Annotated in this window: 15 protein-coding genes; 12 read left to right on the top strand and 3 right to left on the bottom strand. The window is 31.3% G+C overall.

Annotated features, from left to right (window positions below):
- Positions 1–101: 101 nt before the first annotated feature.
- The 3 genes from HMPREF3177_RS05945 to HMPREF3177_RS05955 are packed head-to-tail and all read right to left on the bottom strand — an operon-like array spanning position 102 to position 1939.
- Positions 102–701 (bottom strand): ABC-2 transporter permease, encoded by a 600-nt coding sequence (locus HMPREF3177_RS05945; protein WP_070457668.1) that lies wholly within the window; start codon positions 699–701, stop codon positions 102–104.
- A complete protein-coding gene (locus tag HMPREF3177_RS05950; RefSeq protein WP_070457862.1) occupies positions 702–1562 on the bottom strand; it encodes an ABC transporter ATP-binding protein in 861 nt (286 codons plus the stop codon).
- Positions 1563–1567: 5 nt separating this feature from the next.
- Positions 1568–1939 carry a GntR family transcriptional regulator gene (locus HMPREF3177_RS05955; protein WP_070457671.1) on the bottom strand — a complete coding sequence of 124 codons (372 nt, stop codon included), beginning with the start codon at positions 1937–1939 and terminating at the stop codon, positions 1568–1570.
- A gap of 158 nt (positions 1940–2097) precedes the next feature.
- On the opposite strand from HMPREF3177_RS05955, the gene HMPREF3177_RS05960 reads away from it, so the two are divergent.
- The 12 genes from HMPREF3177_RS05960 (at position 2098) to HMPREF3177_RS06015 (ending at position 22680) form a co-directional block, all read left to right on the top strand.
- Complete coding sequence (locus HMPREF3177_RS05960) at positions 2098–2562, top strand: GNAT family N-acetyltransferase (protein ID WP_070457674.1); 465 nt, start codon at positions 2098–2100, stop codon at positions 2560–2562.
- Positions 2563–2629: 67 nt separating this feature from the next.
- Positions 2630–3736: a glycerol dehydrogenase gene (locus tag HMPREF3177_RS05965; RefSeq protein ID WP_070457677.1), complete on the top strand. Its 1107-nt coding sequence runs from the start codon at positions 2630–2632 to the stop codon at positions 3734–3736.
- 117 nt (positions 3737–3853) lie between these two features.
- The gene (locus HMPREF3177_RS05970; RefSeq protein WP_070457680.1) at positions 3854–5266 is read left to right on the top strand and encodes a YfcC family protein; all 1413 of its coding nucleotides are present in this window, start codon (positions 3854–3856) and stop codon (positions 5264–5266) included.
- 40 nt (positions 5267–5306) lie between these two features.
- Positions 5307–5687, top strand: a complete 381-nt coding sequence (locus tag HMPREF3177_RS05975) for a PH domain-containing protein (RefSeq protein WP_070457682.1) — start codon at positions 5307–5309, stop codon at positions 5685–5687.
- A gap of 39 nt (positions 5688–5726) precedes the next feature.
- Positions 5727–6887 (top strand): M20 family metallopeptidase, encoded by a 1161-nt coding sequence (locus HMPREF3177_RS05980; RefSeq protein WP_070457683.1) that lies wholly within the window; start codon positions 5727–5729, stop codon positions 6885–6887.
- Between the two features lie 77 nt (positions 6888–6964).
- Positions 6965–7555 (top strand): restriction endonuclease subunit S, encoded by a 591-nt coding sequence (locus HMPREF3177_RS05985; RefSeq protein ID WP_070457685.1) that lies wholly within the window; start codon positions 6965–6967, stop codon positions 7553–7555.
- Entirely contained in the window at positions 7542–8873 is a 1332-nt protein-coding gene (locus HMPREF3177_RS05990; protein WP_070457687.1) for an N-6 DNA methylase, read from the top strand. Before HMPREF3177_RS05985 ends, HMPREF3177_RS05990 begins: the two co-directional genes overlap by 14 nt.
- Positions 8874–8887: 14 nt before the next feature.
- Positions 8888–12469: a PD-(D/E)XK nuclease family protein gene (locus tag HMPREF3177_RS05995; RefSeq protein WP_070457689.1), complete on the top strand. Its 3582-nt coding sequence runs from the start codon at positions 8888–8890 to the stop codon at positions 12467–12469.
- Positions 12459–16067 (top strand): UvrD-helicase domain-containing protein, encoded by a 3609-nt coding sequence (locus HMPREF3177_RS06000; protein WP_070457691.1) that lies wholly within the window; start codon positions 12459–12461, stop codon positions 16065–16067. Before HMPREF3177_RS05995 ends, HMPREF3177_RS06000 begins: the two co-directional genes overlap by 11 nt.
- A 16-nt stretch (positions 16068–16083) precedes the next feature.
- Positions 16084–16689: a hypothetical protein gene (locus tag HMPREF3177_RS06005; protein WP_070457693.1), complete on the top strand. Its 606-nt coding sequence runs from the start codon at positions 16084–16086 to the stop codon at positions 16687–16689.
- Positions 16690–16827: 138 nt separating this feature from the next.
- Positions 16828–19413 carry an AAA family ATPase gene (locus tag HMPREF3177_RS06010; protein WP_070457695.1) on the top strand — a complete coding sequence of 862 codons (2586 nt, stop codon included), beginning with the start codon at positions 16828–16830 and terminating at the stop codon, positions 19411–19413.
- A gap of 102 nt (positions 19414–19515) precedes the next feature.
- Positions 19516–22680 carry a DUF3427 domain-containing protein gene (locus HMPREF3177_RS06015; RefSeq protein ID WP_070457697.1) on the top strand — a complete coding sequence of 1055 codons (3165 nt, stop codon included), beginning with the start codon at positions 19516–19518 and terminating at the stop codon, positions 22678–22680.
- Positions 22681–22817 lie beyond the last annotated feature (137 nt).

A 22817-nucleotide genomic window follows, 5' to 3' on the forward strand; every position in this document is an offset into this window, starting at 1 on the left:
TGGGAAAATTTATGAACAAAAAACATACAGAATCCCTGTACTCAATGAATAAGTCTATGTAAAAGAGCTGCTCTAATTGTATAGAGTAGCTCTTTCTACATTTAAATATCTTTTCTTTTAATAATAAATAAGCTAAGTAGCCAAGAGACAGCAAAGAGTACACAAGCTAAAACAAATCCGATGTGTATCATGAGCGTGAATGGACTATCGCTTTTATCTAGTTGTTGTATGTTTTCCACCGCATATCCAAAGAACACTGCTTGTAGCATAAATAATGAGAATACGACATACACTGAGATGAGTAAAGCTTTCTCTGTAGTAAGTGCAAAGTTTAATGGGAAAAACACTATTGAAAGCCATAACGTTAACTGTAAGGCAAACTCTAAGTCTAGAAGTGATACGTCAAAGCCGATAATTTTAAATATTAAAGCAAATAGTGATCCACCAAAAATTGCGTATACTATCGTACTGATATATCTATAATTCACGATATCCTTTCTCGCAATAGGAAGTGTTAAATCAAAATGATTGATATTTGACTTAGCGAGTAAATAAACCGCGTTTACCGGAATATATACCATTGCAACTGCGATAATCGTATTTACAGGTGTCTTCATGAAAAGTAGAAATACAATGAGTACAGGTAAAAGATATAAGTAATTCTTTTGAATTTTAATATCTCTGATCATATAATTTAACATTTATTTCTCCCCCTTTAAGTGGTAGATGACATCATCGATTTTTACGGGTTGTATCACTATAGTGTCACCAAACACCGCTTCAACTTCTTTTGGTGATTGAGTTAAAGCTTCAAAGTTCACGTCACCTTTTTTAATCGATGTAAAATATGATTCTGTATCTCTATCTAATAAGTCGTTACTACCATGAACGATAAAGTAATTCTCAGCTAAATCATTTTTAGAAGTGTTTAGTATAATTTCACCGTCGTCGATCATGACGATGTAGTCTGCTAACTTTTCAAGATCTTCGGTAATATGCGTTGAAAATAAAATAGTTCTATCTTCATTTACCATAATCTCTCTTAATGTTTCTATAATTTCTCTTCTTACAACTGGGTCTAGACCTGTCGTTGGCTCATCCATAATAAATAGTTCAGGGTTATGAGATAATGCGAGAGCAATCGATGCTTTTGCACGCATTCCTGTAGATAAGTCTTTAAATTTTTTGTTTAAAGGTAAATTAAACTCTTTAATATAGTGACTACAAGCCTTCTCATCCCAGTTAGAATACGTTTTTGAAACGTATTTAATAATGTCGTTAAGTTTAAAACTTTCCATGTAGTTATTGGCAGCATCCACGTACCCAATTTTATCTTTTACTACCTTTTCATTGTTACTAATATCTAAACCAAATACTTTAACTTCACCAGAATTTGGTCGTGTCAGGTTCATAATCATTTCAATCGTCGTCGATTTACCAGCACCGTTTCGTCCGACAAATCCTGTAACAAAACCTTTTTTAATATTTAAGTTTAAATCTTCAATCGTAAAATCTTTGTAATGTTTATTTACGTTTTTAAGTTCAATTGCATTTTGATTCATCATTATCACTCCTCATATAAAATGTTAATTAACTCGAACAACTCATCTTTCGATAAATTGACAGATTTACTATTTTGAATGACATCGTCAATCATCTCCTCGAGTAATTTTAATTTTCTTTCACGGATTTGCTCGAGGTTTTGTTCTTTAACAAATGACCCCTTTCCAACAACGGAGTACGTATATCCCTCGTTTTCTAACTCTTCGTATGCACGTTTTGTCGTGATGACACTTACTTTTAAATCTTTAGCGAGTTGTCTCATAGAAGGTAGCGCATCCCCTTCATTAAGAGAACCATTCATAATACTCTCCTTAATTTGATTTACAATTTGTTCGTAAATCGGAGTTTTACTCGTATTGTCAATGAGAATATTCATAGCTGCATCTCCAATCTAAAATAATAATGTATATATACTCTATATACACTATACACATCATACTCACTTTGTGTCAACAAAAAACAGTTATTTCTAAAATTTTTGGTTTAAAAACATTGAGATACGTCTATAAGTTTAAATAAGAAAGGAGTCGACAGATGATAATCAGACGACTTGAAGATAAAGATATTGAATCATTAATGCATTTAGTAAATATCACGATGCGAGAAGTAAACACAGAAACTTATCCCGATGAGTTAATCGAGCAGTGGGTAGATGAACAAAAAGAAGACTATTATAGAAAAGAAGCAAAAGACACACATGTTTACGTTATTGAAAAAGAAGGAAACCTAATAGCAAGTGGCGGTATTTCAAAACCGGTTGACGGTGTATCGACACTTAAACTCGTATACGTTCACCCAGATCACGGTGGTGAAGGGCTCGGTCGTAAAATTATGGAGACCGTGTTAGAAGATGAGTACGTAAAAGAAGCGGATAAAATTGTCGGTAGTGCGTTAATCAACGCGATTCGTTTTTATAAAAAGTTCGGTTTTAGAACGAAAGACGATGAGTATGTGTTTAACGAAGACGGCACGATTGAAATTGAAAAGGATGTTTCATAAAACACTGTACATTAAAAATTAATATATACATCAAGATATTTATAAAATTTGAAAGGAAGTTGTATGAATGGAAAAAGTATTTATTAGTCCAGCGAAATACGTTCAAGGAAAAGATGCCTTACTAAATAGTAAGACGCATTTAGAAGCACTTGGTGAAGCACCGTTACTATTATGTGATGACGTCGTATATGACATTGTCGGTAAAAAGTTTCATGACTATTTAAATGAAAATGGATTTAATGTAACACGTGAGTTATTTAACGGTGAAGCATCGACGTCAGAAATCGAACGTATTTCTGAACGTGTGACGAAAGAAGAATGTGACTTTGTCATCGCACTTGGTGGTGGTAAGACGATCGACACAGGTAAAGCAGTTGCAGATGAAGCGGCAGTAAGTGTTGCGGTATTACCAACAATCGCGTCTACAGACGCACCAACATCAGCACTATCAGTAATTTACTCAGACGAAGGCACGTTTGAAAAGTACATCTTCTATGATAAAAACCCAGATTTAGTATTAGTCGATACAGCAGTCGTAGCAAACGCTCCAGAGCGTTTGCTTGCTTCAGGAATTGCAGATGCACTCGCAACATACGTTGAAGCACGTGCAGTCATCGAAGCAAAAGGTAACACCATGGCAGGCGGAGTAACGTCACTTGCAGCAGAAGCAATCGCAGAAAAATGTGTCGACACACTATTTGAAAAATCAGAACTTGCGATTGCAGCAAACCGTGCGAAAGTTGTAACAGAATCATTAGAAGACGTCGTAGAAGCAAACACACTATTAAGTGGTTTAGGATTTGAAAGTGGTGGACTTGCAGCTGCACACGCAATCCATAACGGATTCACAGCACTAGATGGTAAAATTCACGAACTTACTCACGGTGAAAAAGTTGCATACGGTACGTTAACACAACTTATTTTAGAAAATAGAGATATCGATGAAATCGACAACTATGTGTCACTCTATCAAACACTTGGATTACCAACGACACTCGAAGAATTACACTTAGGCGATGCGTCATATGAAGACTTATTAAAAGTTGGAGAGCTCGCAACAGCAGAAGGCGAAACGATTCACGAGATGCGTGTAAAGTATACAAAAGAAGACGTGGCGAATGCTTTACTCGCAGCAGATGAGTACGTAAAATCTTTAAACGAATTATATCAATAAACTATATATATAATCCGCGCATCTTAGATGTGCGGATTTTTTATTATCAGTCATTATGGTTTTTTATGAAAATACATGTATAATTAACAAATATAAAGAGCTTAAGAGGTGAAGGTTATGGATAATGAAAGTATAAAAAAGAAAAAATGGGAATTCCCAAACGTATTTGCGTTGTTATTTATGTTAATTATTTTTACGACAATAGTTAGCTATTTTATACCAGCAGGATCATTTGAACGTGAAGAGAAAGAAATTAATGGCATAAACCGTACTTTAGTAGTTGAAGGTACATATCAACCCGTTGAAGCTGAAAGTATTAATTTCTTTAATATGTTTGAAGCAGTATATAAGGGAATGGAGAACGCCGCTCCTATTATATTTTTCATATTTATTATCGGAGGGGCTTTCGGTATTTTAAACCAAACTCAAGCTATTGAAAGAGGGTTAAATGCTCTCGTTAAGAATATGGAAAATAGGCAGCACTTACTCATTCCAATCTTAATGCTATTATTTGCGATTGGTGGCGCAACTTTTGGAATGGCAGAAGAGCGTATTCCATTCATGCTAATACTCATTCCGTTAGTAATTAGAATTGGATATAGCTCCATGATCGCAGCAGCAGTAGTTATATTAGGATCTGTTTCTGGATTTACAGCAGCTTTCTTTAACCCATTTACAGTTGGGATTGCTCAAGGTATAGCACAAATCCCATTATTTTCCGGTTTAGGATTTAGATTGATTATGTGGGTTGTCATGGTAGGTATCACTATCGCTTGGGTAATGATGAAAGCTAAAAAAGTTAAAAAAGACCGAGAAGCTGGTTTAATTCCTGAAGAAGAATTGGACTTAGAAGATTTTGAGGCTGATACGAATTTTAACAGTGAAAAGTTTACGATAAATCAAAAAATTATTTTAACTATGTTTATCGCAACAATTTGTACTATTGCCGTAGGGGTCAGCTTCTATGGGTGGTATATTATGGAAATTGCTACGATGTTCTTAATGTCAGGTATTCTGATGGGGCTAGTTGGTAGACTGACTGTTAATGAAATCGCTGACGGATTTATATCAGGATGTAAAGAACTTGTTCAAGGTGCATTAGTAGTAGGATTTGCATATGGGGTATTAGTTATTTTAGAAGAGAGCATGACTATAGATACGATTCTGAATGTACTTGCCAACTCTATTAACCATTTACCATCAGTAGTATCTGCTTTAGCTATGTTAATCACTCAGAGTGGACTTAACTTTTTAGTACCATCAGGAAGCGGTCAAGCCGCACTATCGATGCCAATTATGTCAACTCTTGCAGATCTTACAGATGTCTCAAGACAAACTGCAGTACTCGCATTCCAGCTTGGTGACGGTATTTCAAACGCAATCACACCGACAAGTGGTGTGTTAATGGCAAGTCTTGCTATCGCTAAAATCGAGTGGACAAAATGGGCAAAGTTCGTATTTCCGATTATTATTATCCATTACGTACTCGCAGTTATATTTGTAACAATTGCACATTTATTTGTGTTTTAAATATAAATATATTTTTGTTGTATAATTAATTAATTTAACGATGAAAAGAGGAAAAAATTTACAAATCCCAGAGTTTACACTGTTTCAAAAATGTGATTTAGCGAAAGAGGTTCAAGATATTATGCTACCGAATGAAAAGTTTATCGTGGCATATAAAACATTTAGAGATAGTGTGACATTTACATCAAAAAGAATTATTTTTAGAGATTCTCAAGGAATTACTGGTAAAAAAGTAGAGGTATATTCATTACCATATAATTCAATATACATGTGGTCTACAGAAAACGCTGGGAAATTTATGGACTTTAATGCTGAATTAGAATTATGGACAAGAGCTGGTCAAATTAAAATTAAGCTCGATAAAAAAATAAACATTCGAGAAATCGATCAACTCATAGCCAAAGTTGTACTTGGCGAATAATATATTTAAAAGTGACCAAGTGTATAAAGGAGTCATAGAATGATTGAGTTAAAAGATTACGAAACGATAAAAAAAGATTTAGAAAATAATGCGATTGATATGTATAGAAATCCTGAACTTGGGGATGAGGAATATCGTGCGATGCGATTATTAACTGAAGAGTTAAAAAAGCACGATTTTGAAATAGAAACGAATATCGTCAATCGTCCGACGGCTTTTATTGGAACATATGACAGTAAAAAAGAAGGACCTACGATTTGTTATTTAGCAGAATATGACGCATTAAAAGGACTAGGACATGCGTGTGGACATAACTTAATTGGTAATATGAGTATCGGTGCAGGTATTCTATTAAGTAAACATGTAGATGAAACAGGAGGAAAAGTCGTTGTCGTCGGAACACCAGCAGAAGAAACGAACGGTGCAAAAGTACCGATGGCAGAAGAAGGTATATTTGACGATATGGACGTCGCACTAATGGTACATCCGTCAGACGTCTCATCAGAAAGTGGAGACATGCTCGCAATGGACGCGCTACAATTTGACTTCTACGGAAAAGCAGCACACGCAGCAGGCAATCCTGAAGAAGGCATTAACGCATTAGACGGCGTCCTTCAACTATTTAGTGGCATCAACGGTTTAAGAGAACATGTCCAAGATGACGTGAGAATACACGGCATTATCAATAACGGCGGACAAGCAGCAAATATCGTCCCAGAACACGCAACGGCACAATTCTACATTCGTGCAAACGAAAGAGACTATTTAGATGAAGTCGTAGAAAAAATTAGAAACGTTGCAAAAGGTGCAGCACTAATGACAGGAACAGAAGTCGTAATATCAAACTACGAGCTAAGTTACAACAACTTAATACCAAACGACACACTGTCAGAGCTTTTTACAAAACATCATAAGAAATTTACAGATCGACCAATCAATAAAAAAGAAAAATCAACAGGAAGTGCAGACATCGGAGACGTTTCACACCGAATCCCAGCACTCCATCCATATGTCGGCATGAACTGCCCAGGCGTAAAAGCACACACGCCAGAATTCAGAGAACAAACGATTACTGAAGACGGATTTAAAGCGATGGAAGAAGCGGTATTAGCACTCGCGAATACAGGACTCGAGTTGTTAGAGAATAGAGAAGTGCTTGAAGCGGTGAAGGAAGAACATAATAATCGTATATTTAAATAAGCCTAATTATTAGGCTTATTTATTTTTGCATATTATATATAATTAATTGTATACTATAAAATATAAGAGGTGGTTATATGAAATTATCAGATGTTGCGAATATCGTATCTGGAATGTCACTCGGGAGAATTAAGAGTGATGAACAAAATGGAAGTGCATTTAGTGTTTATAATCAACATATGTTTGACCATGATTTAGTTAGAGAGCCGCATAATGAAGATAACGATTCAAAAGTGATCTACTTGAGTGCGCCTGAAAAAATTGTAATAGTCGAAGAAGATGACATCGTTATAAGTATGGGATCGTATCAATGCACAAAAGTAGGGCGTGACAGCCATTCAAGTATATTGCCATATAACTTTACATATATTGATGAAGTTCATGAAACACTTGATAAACTTTACTTGGAATATTGGTTTAACCATTCAAAAGAAGCATACGATCAATTTCCTAAAAACGATGGACGTCGAATTCGTAAAAGATTAACACTAAACGATGTTCGAGAATTAGAAATTACATTACCTGATATAGAAACTCAAAGAAAAATTGGAGAAGTTTATGCATTGAAAAAAGAGTTAGATGTACTTTATAAAGAACGTGACAATCTTACGTTTAAACTTTTTGATTTAACATTCGTAAGTGAGGGTGATTACAATGGGAATAATTAAACAGTCTATCGATAGATTTTTAGAAATACGTGAAGCAAAACGTGAAGAGACAGGTATCTCAGATTCTGTAGAAAGACAATATGTAACAGCTGTAATATTTTATAAATATATTTCAGATTGTATAGATAAATCGAATACAGGATATACGATAGAAGAAGACGCTTCCTTCAAATCATGTATAGAAAAAATTAAAAATAATGCGTTTGATATGTTTGAGTTTCAGCGTGTTTTAATTGAGCTTCAAGAAAGTACTGATGATATTGATAGACAATTGTTTTCTCATATAAATGTATCAGTAGATAATATTGGTCGAAAGATAAAAGATAAAACATCTTATATTAAAGAACTATTTTTAGATATCGATGATATTGATGGCTTAAATAAAAAAGAAGAATATATATATTTCTTCAATCGTGTAGCTAATGTCAAAAAATCTCATCATCTAATTTCAAACATTAGAACGTCATATACAACAGGGTTGCTTAAACCATTTGTAAAAAACAAGCACTCAATATATTTACCATTTATGGACAATTTAACTGTAACAAATGTTTTAGATGTTATCGGCTCCTCTACAAAAATAGAGGGGACATTACTTTCAGAAGAAGAACGAAATATCGTATCCTTACATCTAATTATGGCGGGTGCTCAGTTTAAAGTAAACTTAATAAAACATCACAATTATTTAAGTTCTCAATTAACAAAACGTGAACTACTCTATGTTGATCTGGTAGATCAAGTGAAATCAAATCACTTAGATCGAAAAGACAAAGAAGAGTTATTTTCAACGTTTGTTAGTAAAATAGATGCCACAGGCGTCGCTATATTTTTCATTGAAGAAATATTTGTTAGAAGACAACAAAGAACAGGACTTATCGATGAACTCATAGAGAGAAACGCAATAGATGCGATTATACAACTATCTAAAGGAAGCCGTACATCATTTATGCCCGAAAATAATATCATTCTTATTATAAATAACAATAAGAAAACAGACGATATCTTGTTTATCGACGGTACTCTAGACAAAGTAAGTAAAAGAAAAATAACAACTTTAACAGATCAACATATTCAAAACATAAATGAAACACTTGTTGATCGAAAAACTATTAAAGGCTATAGCACAGTAGTAAAAAACAGTGATCTTGTAGATAGTATGGAAAAAATTAGTGTCCATAGTTATGTACAAGAAATTGATATTGATGAAACGATGACAACAGATGACCTATACAAAAAATTAACTGAAATCGACAAGACTATTGAAGAAAAAGAACAGAAAATAAATCATTTATTAAAACAGTTATTTAACAAATTATAGGAGAGGTGTTAATCATGAGTTTTCTTAATGATTTTAAAATTGAATATTTATCTCAATTGGACTTAAGTAGGATTTCTCTAGATAGTGAATATAGTTTAAATTCCAAAAACTATATTATCGTAAATGAACAAGATACTTTTGAACTGCAGCAACAAATAACGAATGAATATCCAAAGATTGGTTTTACTACATATGTAAATTCAGTCGAAATATTTTTACTAAACCTCAAAGAAGAATTACCTAATATTTTTGATAATGAACTAAGTAGGGATAGTCACGCGTATATCATTTATTCGATTTTGGAACAAAATAAAGAACGTCTGAATTGTATTAAAGATAAAAACAGAGATGTACAAATTTCATTAGCTTATGAATTTTTAAAATCCATAAATGAGTTGATAGAGTATAACATCAATATTGACAGCTTTGAAAATATAGTGAAGAAACTTAAGAGCGAGAGTCTTTTAGATGAAATTCATATGGAAAATCTTGAGGATATACATTTTATATATTCCAAATGGAATCAGTTTATTGAAAGTCATAATTTAAATAGCGGTCACACTATAAAAGATTTAATTACTGTGATCGAAAATACGAATGATATAGACTTTCTAAAAAACACATCTATTTATTGGCATTTAAGTGAAGAAGTTCTGCCAATTGAACTCGAATTATTTAAAACGTTAAAAAATAAACAACCAGAAGTAAAATTAGCTTTAATATCGAACTATCATAGTGATGATATTGAGAATAATAGAGTTATCAATTACGAGAAATCGATTGAGAAATTAAAACCATTAATCTCTGAAAAGAACCATTTAAAATTTATTGAAACCAAAACATTTGAAGATGAAGTATCCGTAGTAGCAAGTGAAATACGTCGATTAATAGCTGAAAAAAAGATAAATCATCTAAGCGAAATAGAAGTTATTTATCAGTCAGAAGAAACATTGAATAAAATAAAAAATATTTTCAAAGATTATGAGCTACCGATTGTTACAGATGAGAAAAAAACATTAACTTCACATGCATATATTAAATTTTTAATTAATCTAATTGATTTCCATATTTACAAAGAATCATATAAAAATGTTAGTAAAGAGCATTTGTTTATTAATATGCTAAAAACAAATTTCTTAAATGATTCATTGTTTAAAGGCGACATTAAACGCATTAGCAGATTTATAACGGATAACAATTTATCAATTGAAGAATTACATGATTCAGAAAAACTATTTGATATAAAATATGATAATACTTACTCATGTAATAGAGATATTGATTATAAAGTGGAAGCGGTAAAAGAGCTTAAAAATTATGATGACGAAGAGTACTATAAAAAAGTTTATGACGAACGAAGAAAATCGTATGAAGCAACTGATTCAGAAGAAACATTAGAAACTGTTGGCAGAGAGTACGATCCAATAGAGGGAGTCAAAAGCTTTGTTAGATCCATATATATTATGCAGCACGCACTAAAAACAGTTGAAGAATTTAAGTATAGTGTCTTACAGAACTCATCAAATAACTTTGCCACAGCATTATGGGAATATTTAAATGACTCAAAAATCTATGAAAAATTTCAAGGGCAATTTAGTTACTACAGTAATAACATTGAAACAATCGAATATGCTGGTGATATTGTAGAAGAGTCAAAACAAGTCAATAATGCGATAAACAATATACTTGAGGATCTACAAACGATTCAAAATATTAGTCAGTACAATAGTAATGAAAAGCTAATTAAAATTATGAGGGAGAAGCTACTTAATACTATTAAACAAGAAAAGAAAGATAATTCCATACTTGTAGAAAAATTTGGCGAAAGGCTGACACCGCAAGTAAAGTTTAGATTTTTTATCAACTTAACTCAACATGAATTACCTAAACATATAAAAGATGAAGTATTCATAAATGATTTTATAAAAGAGCGTTTTAAAGAAAATAACTATGATATTTCGCTTGACACAGAAAAAAGATATATACAAAACGAATATGAATTTTATAAATCGATTTATCTCACACATACTAATGCATATTTATCTTACTCTAAACGAAATCTTAATGGCGATGATGTACAAGAAAGCCTTTACAGTAGATCATTAAAGAAAGATGAGTCATTTGTTTTAGATGAAGCGGCTATTGGTCATAATGCAAAAACGATAACAAATAAGTTTTTAATTGACTCTAATGAAATAATATCTGATGAAAAGAGCTTCGAAGAAGCACTACAAGCTACAAAAAAACATTTACGACCAGAAAAGTATAGTGCATGGGTAGATATAATGGATACTGTAAAAGAAAGTGATGAGGATTTATATAATCAGCTGACAACTGCATTTGACTTCAATAATGATGAGGAATCAATCGGGTCAGAAATCGCTTCAGAGTTATATATCACACACGAATTAGAGGAAAACTCAAATATAAAGGTGATTGAAGCGAGTGTCTCGAGGTATGAATCTTATAACCAATGTTCATTTAAACATTTTGCAAATTATGGACTACGTTTAAAAGCAAAAGAATCACAAGAAATCGAACCTAAGCATATAGGAACCCTTCAACATGATATTATGGAAATTATTATAAACGATGTTAAAAGCAACATTTCAAAGTATAGAGAAATCGATGAAGAACAAGATGAAGAACAATTTGAATTAGAGATTCAAAGCATTCGAAGTAAGGTCTCAGAATTAGTAGATGTAGAAACATCGAAAATTAAAAATAGAATATTTAATAGTACTACTTATAATATACAAGTAAAAACAGAGGTTAAAAGGGCATTATCTAACGCTGTTGAATTTACATTGCGCACACTAAGAGAAACAAGTTTTGATGTATATGCTCTAGAGTTAGCTTTCGGTTATGAAAATAGTAATAATGATAAAGATTTCTTAAATGTGAAACCGATTTCTGAAGTTACGATAGAAAATTTAAAATATAGACTATATATTAAAGGATTTATTGATAGAGTTGATATATACATTGACGAAAACGGTAATGGGTTTATTAACGTTATAGACTATAAACTCGGTGATAATAAGTTAGAATACGATAAAATTTTAAATGATCAACAGCTACAAATGTTAACTTATATGCACATTCTCGAGAATAACTTAGGATCTCAAATAGAGAATATAAATCTACTACCAAGTGCGATGATGTATTATCAAATTCATTCTAAAATATCAAATTATAAAGCGAAAATAGGTAACAAAAGCAACCTTGAATTATTAACGAATTATAGGCCAAATGTCTTTCAGATAGAGAAATTAGAAGAGTATGAAAATAAAGACCTATATAATAAACCAGCAGAAGAAGACAGGCAAAAGTATAACTTTTTGACTGAACATGTACTGAATAATTTCAAAGATAGTACGAAAAAAATATTTAGTGGAGATGTTTCTGTAAATCCAAAAGAATCAAAAAATAGCAGCAATGATCTTACATTACCATGTGAATACTGTGATTTTAAAGATGCATGTTTATTTGAAAAAAATGCATATAAAAGAAATATTAGATTTTACAATGAGGAATTTATCCGAAATAAAGAAGAGGCTGTTTTAGATAAGGAGGATTCATCAAATGGAAACTAAATTAAATGACGCACAATATATTGCGGTTCATGTAAATGCTAAAAATGTATTAGTGTCCGCAGCAGCAGGATCAGGGAAAACGTTTGTCTTAGTAGAACGTATATTAAATAATATAAGAGACAAAAATTACAATATCGACGAAATGCTAATTAGTACATTTACTAATGATAGTGCTAAAGATATGAAAAGTAGAATTGAAAATAAATTAAGAGAAAAAGGTTTAGATGAGCAAGTTTTAAAATTAAATAATGCGCAGATTTCAACGATGCATAGTTTTTGTTTAAGCGTTATACAAGATTATGGTTACCTATTGGGGTTAAGTAATAATATTAGAACGATTGATGAAAATGAACAGAGACAATTATTTTTTAATATTGCAGAAAAAATTTTAGATAAATATGTTAAAGAGAATAATGAAGACTTTGTTGATTTATTAAATGGCACAGCAGAAAAAAATAATCCCTATAAGTTAATTGATAAATTAGAGACTTTATATAATGTTAAGAGAAGTTCTTCGGATTTAGATGAGCATTTTTCAAAGAAAACCTATGAGAACAGTGATATATATTCAAATGAATTTGAAGCAAACTATAATGCAGTATTGAAAGAAATCTTAAATGAAATAGAAAACAGACTTGTAAATGATTACGAATCTATATTAAGTCTTAACATGATAAAACATTCAGAATATTATCAAATACATGAAGAAGAAATTAAAAGCATATATAAGAATGACTTGGACATAACACCATTTCCGAGTGCAAAGAATGTTACAGGTCAAACTCAAGTATATAATCTTATTAAAAATTGTTATAAGTCCATTAGAAGCTATAAAGATTCGAAAGAAAAATTTTATAATGTTTTGAAAGCAGTCGAAACGAAAGGAAAATATTTTTCTGTAGAGAAAAGATTATTAGAGCTGCTAGATAGTTTGAATTTCACGGAGATACCAACTTTTTCTAAATTAAAAAAAGATGTGCAGAAATATTATGATGTTGATAAACATGATGAAGATGTCTATAACGAATTGAGATCAACGTTTATGAAAAGTAACTTTAAGGAAACAGTTAAAAAATTAATACTTAATAGATTAATCATCGAACCTAAACTGAATAAGCATAAATACTTAATTTTAAAACTACTCGATGACATAGACGAAGAATTAAGAGAGTATAAATTTAATAATGATTTAGTTGATTATAATGATTATGAGCATTTTACAATTCAGATTTTGAAGGAGTTTAAAGATGTAAGAAATATTTATACTCAAAAATTTAAAGAAATACTAATTGATGAATATCAAGATTTTAATAAGTTACAAGAGGAAATTGTTAAATTACTAACTACTGATGACACAGAAAAAACAGTGTTTATGGTCGGTGACGTAAAGCAATCTATTTATCAGTTTAGACTCTCTGATCCAGATCTATTTAACGATAAATATAATTCGCCTGACTACGTAACTATCGATAAAAAAGATGATCTTAACAAAGCAGATCAAAATGTGATTGTTAATTTATCTCGAAATTATAGATCGAGCAAAGGGATTATTGATATTACAAATAATATATTTAAGAATGTTATGAAAGAAGAAGTTGGTGGAATTAATTATACAGATGAGCACTTTCTCAAGTTATATAAAGAAAATGCGAGTGATATCACTATAAAACCACATGTATATAGGAGTGAATTGAATTCTAATGAGAAATTAGACATTGAAAAGAAATTTATCGTGAGTAAAATTAAGTCACTAATCAAAGAAGGTGGAGTTGAATTCAAAGATATTGCGATATTGACGAGCACACGTTCTAATCATAAAGAATTTAGTGTTGAGTTAGCGAGTCACGGTATTCCAACAACTTTAAATACAAGAACCGGTTTTTTTGAGTCATTAGAAATTACGATATTACTCTCCGTATTAAAAGCTGTTGACGATCCATTAGATGATGCGGCTTTAGTAGGTATGATGCGTCTACCAATTTTTAACTTTACTCTAAAAGATTTAGCTTTAATTAAAACGAATGGTAGTGCTGGTCATTACATATATAGCTTATATACAATTAGTTTTGATAAGAAAAATATTTTCGATGATATTCAATTAAAAAATAAAGTGAATGTATTTCTAGATAAACTTAAAAAATTAACTGTACTTGCAAAATATTCATCTGTTACAGAATTAGTTGAAAAAATAATAGAAGAGTTAGAGCTAGAATTTTATATTAAGACATTATCGTTAGCTGAATCTAGATTAAATAATATAGAAAATCTAATTAACCTTATTGAAAACTTTGAACAGCAAGGATTATATACCATCTCTGATGTGTTGAATCAATTCGCTTTTTATCAAAGAAAAGAAATTGATTTTGGTGATGGAAATACAATTACTAATAAAAACAAAGTGAAAATCATGACGGTGCATGCTTCAAAAGGATTGGAGTTTAAACACGTCATTTATGCTGATCTTTATAAAAAGTTTCGATTTGATTCAGCTGAGGGCAGATTTGTTGTCGATCCTAAGAATGGAATTGGATTAAATTACTTTTTTAAGTATAAAAACAATTTTTATAACTATGAAACTGATGAAAACAAATCAATTAAAGGTAAATATAAGTTAAGGTTACTTGGTGAAGAATTACGTAAAATGTATGTCGCGTGTACTCGTGCAGAAGAAAACCTCGAAATGCTAATTTTTGAAGAAAATCCGAAAAGTATAGAATCATCTACTACTCCACAGGATGTTTTATTGAATGCGATTGAGACCGGTAATGTTGAAGTAAAAGAAATTACGAATAATGATTTATCGATAGATAATCAAGAATTTTTTAATTCTGATGAAGAAGAAAAGCATGATATACGACAAACCATTGAGTTCAAAGAATACAAGGGCGTTTCAGATGGAGGAAGAGGATCTCTACTATCTGCAACTAAGATAAAGGAAGAGATTAATAAAAACGAAAATAACTTTGACGATAAAAATAATGTAGAATTTAAAGGATTACCAGTTCCAAATATTTATAAAGGGACAACAAAACTTGTGACATCGCCAGGACTGCTAGGTACATTTATGCATGAACTTATGGAATATACTATCAAAGCATCTAAAGAACATAACTATATTGTTAGTGACGACTTAATAGAAGATAACTTTAAAAAAGTACTCAATAAACACAGATGGACAGAGTCACAAGTGAGTAGGCAAAAAGCCAAATTTAAACAAAATGTTAATCAGTTTTTTGAAGAAGAATTTATCATAGATAAACTAAGGAATGCTAAAAATGTCTTTTTTGAGCATAGATTTAATGTGAAATTAACAGAGACGGTCGGAGAAAACTACAAAGGATATAATTTTAATGAAGGTGATTTGTTAGAGGGTGTTATTGACCTCTTGATTCAAGTGAACGATGACGAATATATAATTGTCGATTACAAAACAGATACTGTCAGTTCTAAAGATACGGATGGTACTCTAATAAGCAAATATGAAGTACAGTTAGAATTATATAAACAAGCATTAATAAAAAGTAATAATGCAAAAAAAGTTGATGCTTATTTATACTTCTTTAACAACAAACATTCTAACGCATTACTAAAAGTTTAATAGGAGATTAGATTTTATGAATTTATTAAGTGTTTTCAACACAGAAAATATTTTGCTACTTATAATGATTACCTTTATCACCTATTTCGTAAATAAATTTCTCCAAGACGGTAAGATTAAGTATGATTATCAATTTCAGTTAACCTCTCAATTGAGGGAACAAACAGCTTTGTGTTTAAAAGCATCAAATACGGTTCGTGAAGTTGTAATACTTATGTATAAGGAGAAAGGATATGATTTAAAAAATAATATTCAGACGAAAGAAAGTAATTTTGAGGAATTAGAGAGAGAATATTATCGTGCACACTATGAATTTATCTATCATTATAATTTACTGCTCCTCACCTTAAAATCTATTAATCAAAAATATTATAATATTAAGAACCAAATTGACCAATGTCAAGAATTAGGAAATAAAGTAAGAATATTTATATTAAATGATATCATAAATCAAACAGACTTTGATAAATTAAAAAACCAACAAAAGAAATATTCAACTGAATATAGAAAGCAATCAGAAGAGCTAAGAGACTCTATATCAGATCTTTTAGTAGAACTCAGTGAACCTATCAGTTTTAAAAGGAAAGTAAAATCTATATTTGATAGTAAAAGACAGAAGTAATTGAATATATTTAAATATACAATAATATCCCTAATATTTTAGGGATATTTTTTATTGACTTTTAAAATTATTGATTGTATACTTCAATTAACGATAATATATATTAAAAAATATATATAAAATACAGGAGGATATACAATGATGAATGTAAAAGTTACAAGAGAATTAAAAGAGAGTCTAGAAACATTGGTACAAATGAAGCATATTGATGAGAATTACGTCATCCAAACACAAGACTTGTTTTATGCAATGATGTTAACGGATGATACAGGATTTGGTAGACGTCTTGGTTCACAGACGATTACGGCACATAAAGTACGACGTTTATTGGATGAAGCGATTATCGTAGAAGAGCGAAACACATTTACCCCAGATACTGCTATGAGTGAAGATGCTTATTTTTCCAATAGACGTGGGCGTCGAAAATTTTTAGAACAATTTAAAAATTCTCCATTAGAAATTTTACAAGAGAAAGAATCAAACAATAAAATTAATGTTCTGAAAGATTTTAAAGTATCTGAAGATGTTTATAACGCATTTGTAGTAGCGAATGACTTAGCAATGCAAGCAAATACTGAAAGTAAAATTGATACATTTTATTTTTTAATTGCATTCAGTCAAGACGAATCGTCAAATGCACATTATTTACTCTTACACCAAACTTTAAAATACGATTTACATGTAGATACAGAAGACATTAGTAAGCGATATACATTTAGTAATTTAGCAGTAAGTAGATGGCATGATGGTTATAAAAAATATCGACATGAAGAACAAAAAGAAGTCCAAAATAAAATGGTAAACCGGTTGAACGATCCCGATTACTCATTACTTAATGATATTTCAGTAGATTTAACGAAAGAGGCATCAACATTAAGTAGTGTAATTGGTAGAGAAGACGAAATTAAGCAGTTAGAACTTATTTTGACGAGAAAGAATAAAAATAATGCGGCGTTAGTTGGTGATGGAGGTGTCGGTAAAAGTGCAATTATTGAAGGACTTGCTAAAAAAATCGCATCAGGAGAAATACAATCATTAAAAAATATTAAAATACTACAATTCAATTTATCGACACTAATGAATAAAATTGGCAACCATTTTTCACAAGGCATCATAAAATTACAGCAAGAAATGGAAGCTGAACGTGACGTCGTATTATATATCGATGAAATGCACATGCTCGCACAATTAAAATCACTAACTGACATACTCAAACCTTTGATGGCACGTGGAGACTTTAGAATCATCGGATGTACGACGAGAGAAGAATTTAGAATGATACAAAATGACAAAGCACTCACACGTAGGTTTGACGTAATAGAAGTCGAGGAACCATCGATTGAAGAAACGACGCAGATTATTAAAAAATCCATCCATTCGTACGAAAAATATTATACGATGAACTATTCAAAAGAAGTTTTAGAAAAAGTAGCAAACGTCGCAAAAGAATATATGCCAAGTCAAAAGCTGCCAGATAGTGCATTTACATTACTCGATAATGCCGGTGCAGTCGCAAGACTTGAATATGGACTAAAAGATACTGTATCAGATTATATTAATAAACGACAAGCAATTAAAGAGAGACTAAAAGCTGCTCAACAAATTGAGTATAACGAACAAGAAGTAGATCGTATTCGAAAAGAACTCGATGAACTTAAAAAAGAATACGAAAACGAATTAGCGACAGAAAGACAGACAAAATATGAGTATACAATTAAGCGTCATCACTTAAAAGAAGCAGTAAAACGAAGAACGAATGACGAAGTTGACGAATCATTGTTTTATTCTGAAGAGGAGGAGATTCAAGCAAAAAAAGAAAAAATAGCGACATTAGAAACCACACTTAAAAATAATATTATTGGCCAGGACGAAGCGATAAAATCTGTCACAAAAGTCGTCAAACGTTCAACGTTTGGTGTAACAGATGACAGTAAACCAGAAGGTGTGTTTTTATTCGTTGGAAATACAGGTGTCGGTAAAACAGAAACTGTCAAAGCACTCACACGCGTGTTAAAAGGTAACGAAAGCAAAATGATACGAATTGACATGTCAGAATACCAACAACCACATGAGGTTTCAAAGCTCATCGGATCACCTCCAGGATACGCCGGAAGCACTTCAGGTGGTCAGCTTACAAACAAAGTCATCGAGCAACCAGACGCAATCATCTTATTTGATGAAATCGAAAAGGCACATCCAAAAGTATTAGACCTATTACTTCAAGTATTTGACGACGGTAGACTAACAGATAGTCTCGGACGAGAAGTAGACTTTACTAAAACGATAATATTTATGACGTCAAACATTGGAGCAGCCGAGATTGCAAACAAGACAGTCGTTGGGTTTGAAGCGGTAGAAACAGACGATAAAGAGTGGCTACACTATGTAAAACAAAGCTTAAGACCAGAATTATACAACCGTATCGATGAAATCATTGTGTTTAAAGAATTTACAGAAGAAGCAGCGATGAAGATAACTACACAGTTAGTTGAAGAAGAAATTTCAAAGTTAGAAGTAGAACTCGGAATGATTGTTACAATCGATGATAATTTCGTAGAATGGTTAGTAAGTGAATGTTACGAGAAAGAATATGGTGCGAGACCATTAAAAAGAGCAGTAAAAAATCATATCACAGATCCAGTCATCGACTGGTTTGGAGAAAAAAGTGAAACGTCGATTAGAGTGAGTAGAAATGGCGTTATTAGTAAATATATTGAAGCTTAAAAGTTTTATGAGTAAGTATAGCATTAATAATAAAACGGTTACATTTATTTATTGATATTTCAATTGTTATATGATAATTAATATTTATAAGGAGTGGTCATAATGGAATATAATATTTCAGATAATGGATTAAAAATTTATGAAGTCGCAGGGGAATATAAAACAAATTCTACTAATATAATAAATAGCAAAATTTTAAATGTTAAAGAATCTCTTGAATACCTTCATAATATGAATGAAGCTAAAGTTGAAGAAGAGCTTAAGAAATTAAAAGAAGAAGACCAGTATAAAACAGAAGAAATAGTTAGATATATACGTGAAAAAGTTTCAGGAGAGCTGAATACCTTTCCAATGGCATTAACTCTATATGGAGATCAAAATATAGAAGAGTATAAGCACGAATTAACTGATGACTTTCAAATGATAGAAAGTAAATTGATTGTAAATGACGACTCAACAGGTGAGAAATTACTAAATCACTTAAAAAATGAGCTATTAACATGTTCTAGTTTTGATATTATCGTTAGCTTTATTAGAGGGTCAGGACTTAATTTACTTATAAACACATTAGAATTATTACAAAAATATAATGTGAAAGGTCGTATTATTACGACAACTTATATGAACGTGACTGAAGCTAAAGCACTACAAGTGCTAAAAGATTTTCCAAATATTGAGTTAAAAGTTTATGAGAGCCAAGACATAAAAGATAGTTTTCATACTAAAGGGTATATATTTCATAGGGAAAAAAATTACGGCTCGGTAATTGTAGGCTCATCAAATATTTCAAAGGCAGCTTTAACGACAGGTGAGGAATGGAATATACGTACGTATGAGAGGGCAAGTGACTCAATATACGACAGTATGTCTTCACGTTTTGAACGCTTATGGAATCATGAAAATACAGTTGAAGTTACCAATGCTTATATTAAAAAATATAAGCACTTCCTAGAAACAAAAACTGTTTTAAAGCCGCTAAAAACTTCTTTTAATAGTCAGGTATTAAAAGATAATAAGTCATCGAATATTTTACCAAACTCAATGCAAAAGACAGCTATAAAAAATATGCTAGAGTCCATAGATAAAGGTTATAAAAGAGGACTAGCGATTGCCGCAACGGGTACAGGTAAGACATTTTTATCCGCAATGTGTGCTAGAGAACTCGAACCAAAAAACGTGTTATTTATAGCACATAGAATTGAATTATTAAATGGTGCTAAAGAAACATTTAAAAAGATATTTAATAATTATGCAGGAGATGAATTTAAAATATATAAAGGCAGTAAAAGAGAGTTTGCGAAATTTACGTTTGCTTCAATTCAAACATTATATAACGATTATGAAAAGTTGAATAGAAATGAATTTGATTTAATCATCATTGATGAATTTCATCACGGATCATCACCAACTTATAAAGAAATCATCGACTACTTTACACCAAACTTTTTACTCGGATTAACCGCAACACCAGACCGTACTGATGGTGGAAATATTTATGAACTTGCGAACTACAATGTTATCGTTGATGTTAGATTACAACATGCACTTGAAAGTGAACTACTCGTACCATTTCAGTATTATGGTATAAGCGATACGACAATAGATTTAGCTAAAAACGATAAAATTAAAGAGGATGATTTAGTTAAAATCTTAAATTCGAACCGTCGTGTAGATTTTATTGTAAAAAAGATGGAACAATACATTTTAACAGGTTCAAGAAAATGTTTAGCCTTTTGTCAAAATATTGAACACGCTGAATATATGAATGCAGAGTTTCAAAAAAGAGGATATCACTCAGCAGTTCTAACTGGAAATGATAACGACGAAACGCGTTCAGAAATGATTAAACAACTGGAAGATGACAATCATCCGTTAGAAATCATATGCATCGTTGATTTATTTAATGAAGGTGTCGATATTCCTAAGGTAAACTTGATTTTATTCTTAAGACCGACAGAATCTGCAATTATATTTACTCAACAACTCGGCCGTGGATTACGTAAAGCAAAAGACAAAGAGTATTTAACAGTGCTAGATTTTGTAACGAATAATAGAAATAACTATCTTATTCCGATCGCATTAAATGGCAACAAAGATTTTATAAACAAACATAAGCTTAAAAATAGAGTGAAAGGTAACTTTAATGACCGATCAAGTTCTATTCATATAGAATTCGATCATATAGCGAAAGAACGTATTCTAGAAAGTCTCGATAATACGGACTTTATGGGATCACAGTTCATTAAAAAAGATGTGCGAGAGTTTTTAGAAATCATACGTTTAGAAACTAAAAATGATGCGAAGAAACTTTCAATTATGGACTTTTACAGCCATGAACAAGCACCATCATTGTCAGGGTTATTTAAAAGAACATACAAAAACTTATCAAAACTTAATAAAGCTATCAACGAAGAACGAGAAGTTGATAAAGAAATCAACAAATCGCCTTATTTAACAGCGGTCATGAATGAGATCATGAAAAATATTCCGGTAAAAGTGTTATACGACCCAATAATTTTCATAATGACGTTGTTAAATAAAAAACTAGAAGAACAACAAGTCATCTCTTATATAGAAGATAAGTTAAATATTCAACTCAACAGTCAAGCAAAAGATAAAATCCACTATGCATTTAAACGAACATCTAAAATTGAGCATGGTAGCAAACCTATATTTAAATATACAGATGGGGTATTATATTCAGACTATAACCTATCCGAACAAGTGAGAAAAGAATTAAATGAATTCTTAGAATTTGTGCAACTCAGTTACAAGCAAAACTATCCAGTAGATAATTTAAATAAAGAAAACGAGCTTATACTTTATGAAGAATATTCAACTGGTCAGGTAGGTGCAATAGTTGGATCGGTAAAAGATCACACTCAACATCAAACTGGATTTATTGAACTAGAAGGGGATATTTATTTGTTTGTTACATTAACGAAAGACGAAAATACTACAGAAGAACACCTCTTATACGATGATTACTTTATGTCAACAAATCAGTTCCATTGGGAATCACCAGGTGGACGAAATGGGATGAGCGAAGATACTGAAGCTGGGGAAAAAATCATTAATCATAAAAAATATGGAATGAAAGTTCATCTCTTAGCGAGATCTACAAAAAAAGTTGATGAAGTTACATTGCCATTATATTATCTTGGTGAAGTAGAGTACGAATCCCATGAAGGTGGAAAACCTATGTCCGTTATTTGGAATTTCAAAGATCCAGTACCTACAGACATAATTGATGAATTAGAAAACTAATATTATATAGAAGTCTCTATCAAAGAGGCTTCTTTTTTGTTGACTATTTATTAGTGATCTTTACTAAAGATTTAAGGTGTGCTCTAACTTATATAAGAGAAAATAACGTTTTCAATAAAGGTTTTGGAGGATGTTCA

Source organism: Nosocomiicoccus sp. HMSC09A07, assembly GCF_001808485.1.
GTDB classification, from domain to species: Bacteria; Bacillota; Bacilli; order Staphylococcales; family Salinicoccaceae; genus Nosocomiicoccus; species Nosocomiicoccus ampullae_A.

Bases quoted from the DNA above. Each gene is read 5' to 3' on its own strand.
- HMPREF3177_RS05945 (WP_070457668.1), bottom strand. From the start codon at position 701: ATGTTAAATTATATGATCAGAGATATTAAAATTCAAAAGAATTACTTA.
- HMPREF3177_RS05950 (WP_070457862.1), bottom strand. From the start codon at position 1,562: ATGAATCAAAATGCAATTGAACTTAAAAACGTAAATAAACATTACAAA.
- HMPREF3177_RS05955 (WP_070457671.1), bottom strand. From the start codon at position 1,939: ATGAATATTCTCATTGACAATACGAGTAAAACTCCGATTTACGAACAA.
- HMPREF3177_RS05960 (WP_070457674.1), top strand. From the start codon at position 2,098: ATGATAATCAGACGACTTGAAGATAAAGATATTGAATCATTAATGCAT.
- HMPREF3177_RS05965 (WP_070457677.1), top strand. From the start codon at position 2,630: ATGGAAAAAGTATTTATTAGTCCAGCGAAATACGTTCAAGGAAAAGAT.
- HMPREF3177_RS05970 (WP_070457680.1), top strand. From the start codon at position 3,854: ATGGATAATGAAAGTATAAAAAAGAAAAAATGGGAATTCCCAAACGTA.
- HMPREF3177_RS05975 (WP_070457682.1), top strand. From the start codon at position 5,307: ATGAAAAGAGGAAAAAATTTACAAATCCCAGAGTTTACACTGTTTCAA.
- HMPREF3177_RS05980 (WP_070457683.1), top strand. From the start codon at position 5,727: ATGATTGAGTTAAAAGATTACGAAACGATAAAAAAAGATTTAGAAAAT.
- HMPREF3177_RS05985 (WP_070457685.1), top strand. From the start codon at position 6,965: ATGAAATTATCAGATGTTGCGAATATCGTATCTGGAATGTCACTCGGG.
- HMPREF3177_RS05990 (WP_070457687.1), top strand. From the start codon at position 7,542: ATGGGAATAATTAAACAGTCTATCGATAGATTTTTAGAAATACGTGAA.
- HMPREF3177_RS05995 (WP_070457689.1), top strand. From the start codon at position 8,888: ATGAGTTTTCTTAATGATTTTAAAATTGAATATTTATCTCAATTGGAC.
- HMPREF3177_RS06000 (WP_070457691.1), top strand. From the start codon at position 12,459: ATGGAAACTAAATTAAATGACGCACAATATATTGCGGTTCATGTAAAT.
- HMPREF3177_RS06005 (WP_070457693.1), top strand. From the start codon at position 16,084: ATGAATTTATTAAGTGTTTTCAACACAGAAAATATTTTGCTACTTATA.
- HMPREF3177_RS06010 (WP_070457695.1), top strand. From the start codon at position 16,828: ATGATGAATGTAAAAGTTACAAGAGAATTAAAAGAGAGTCTAGAAACA.
- HMPREF3177_RS06015 (WP_070457697.1), top strand. From the start codon at position 19,516: ATGGAATATAATATTTCAGATAATGGATTAAAAATTTATGAAGTCGCA.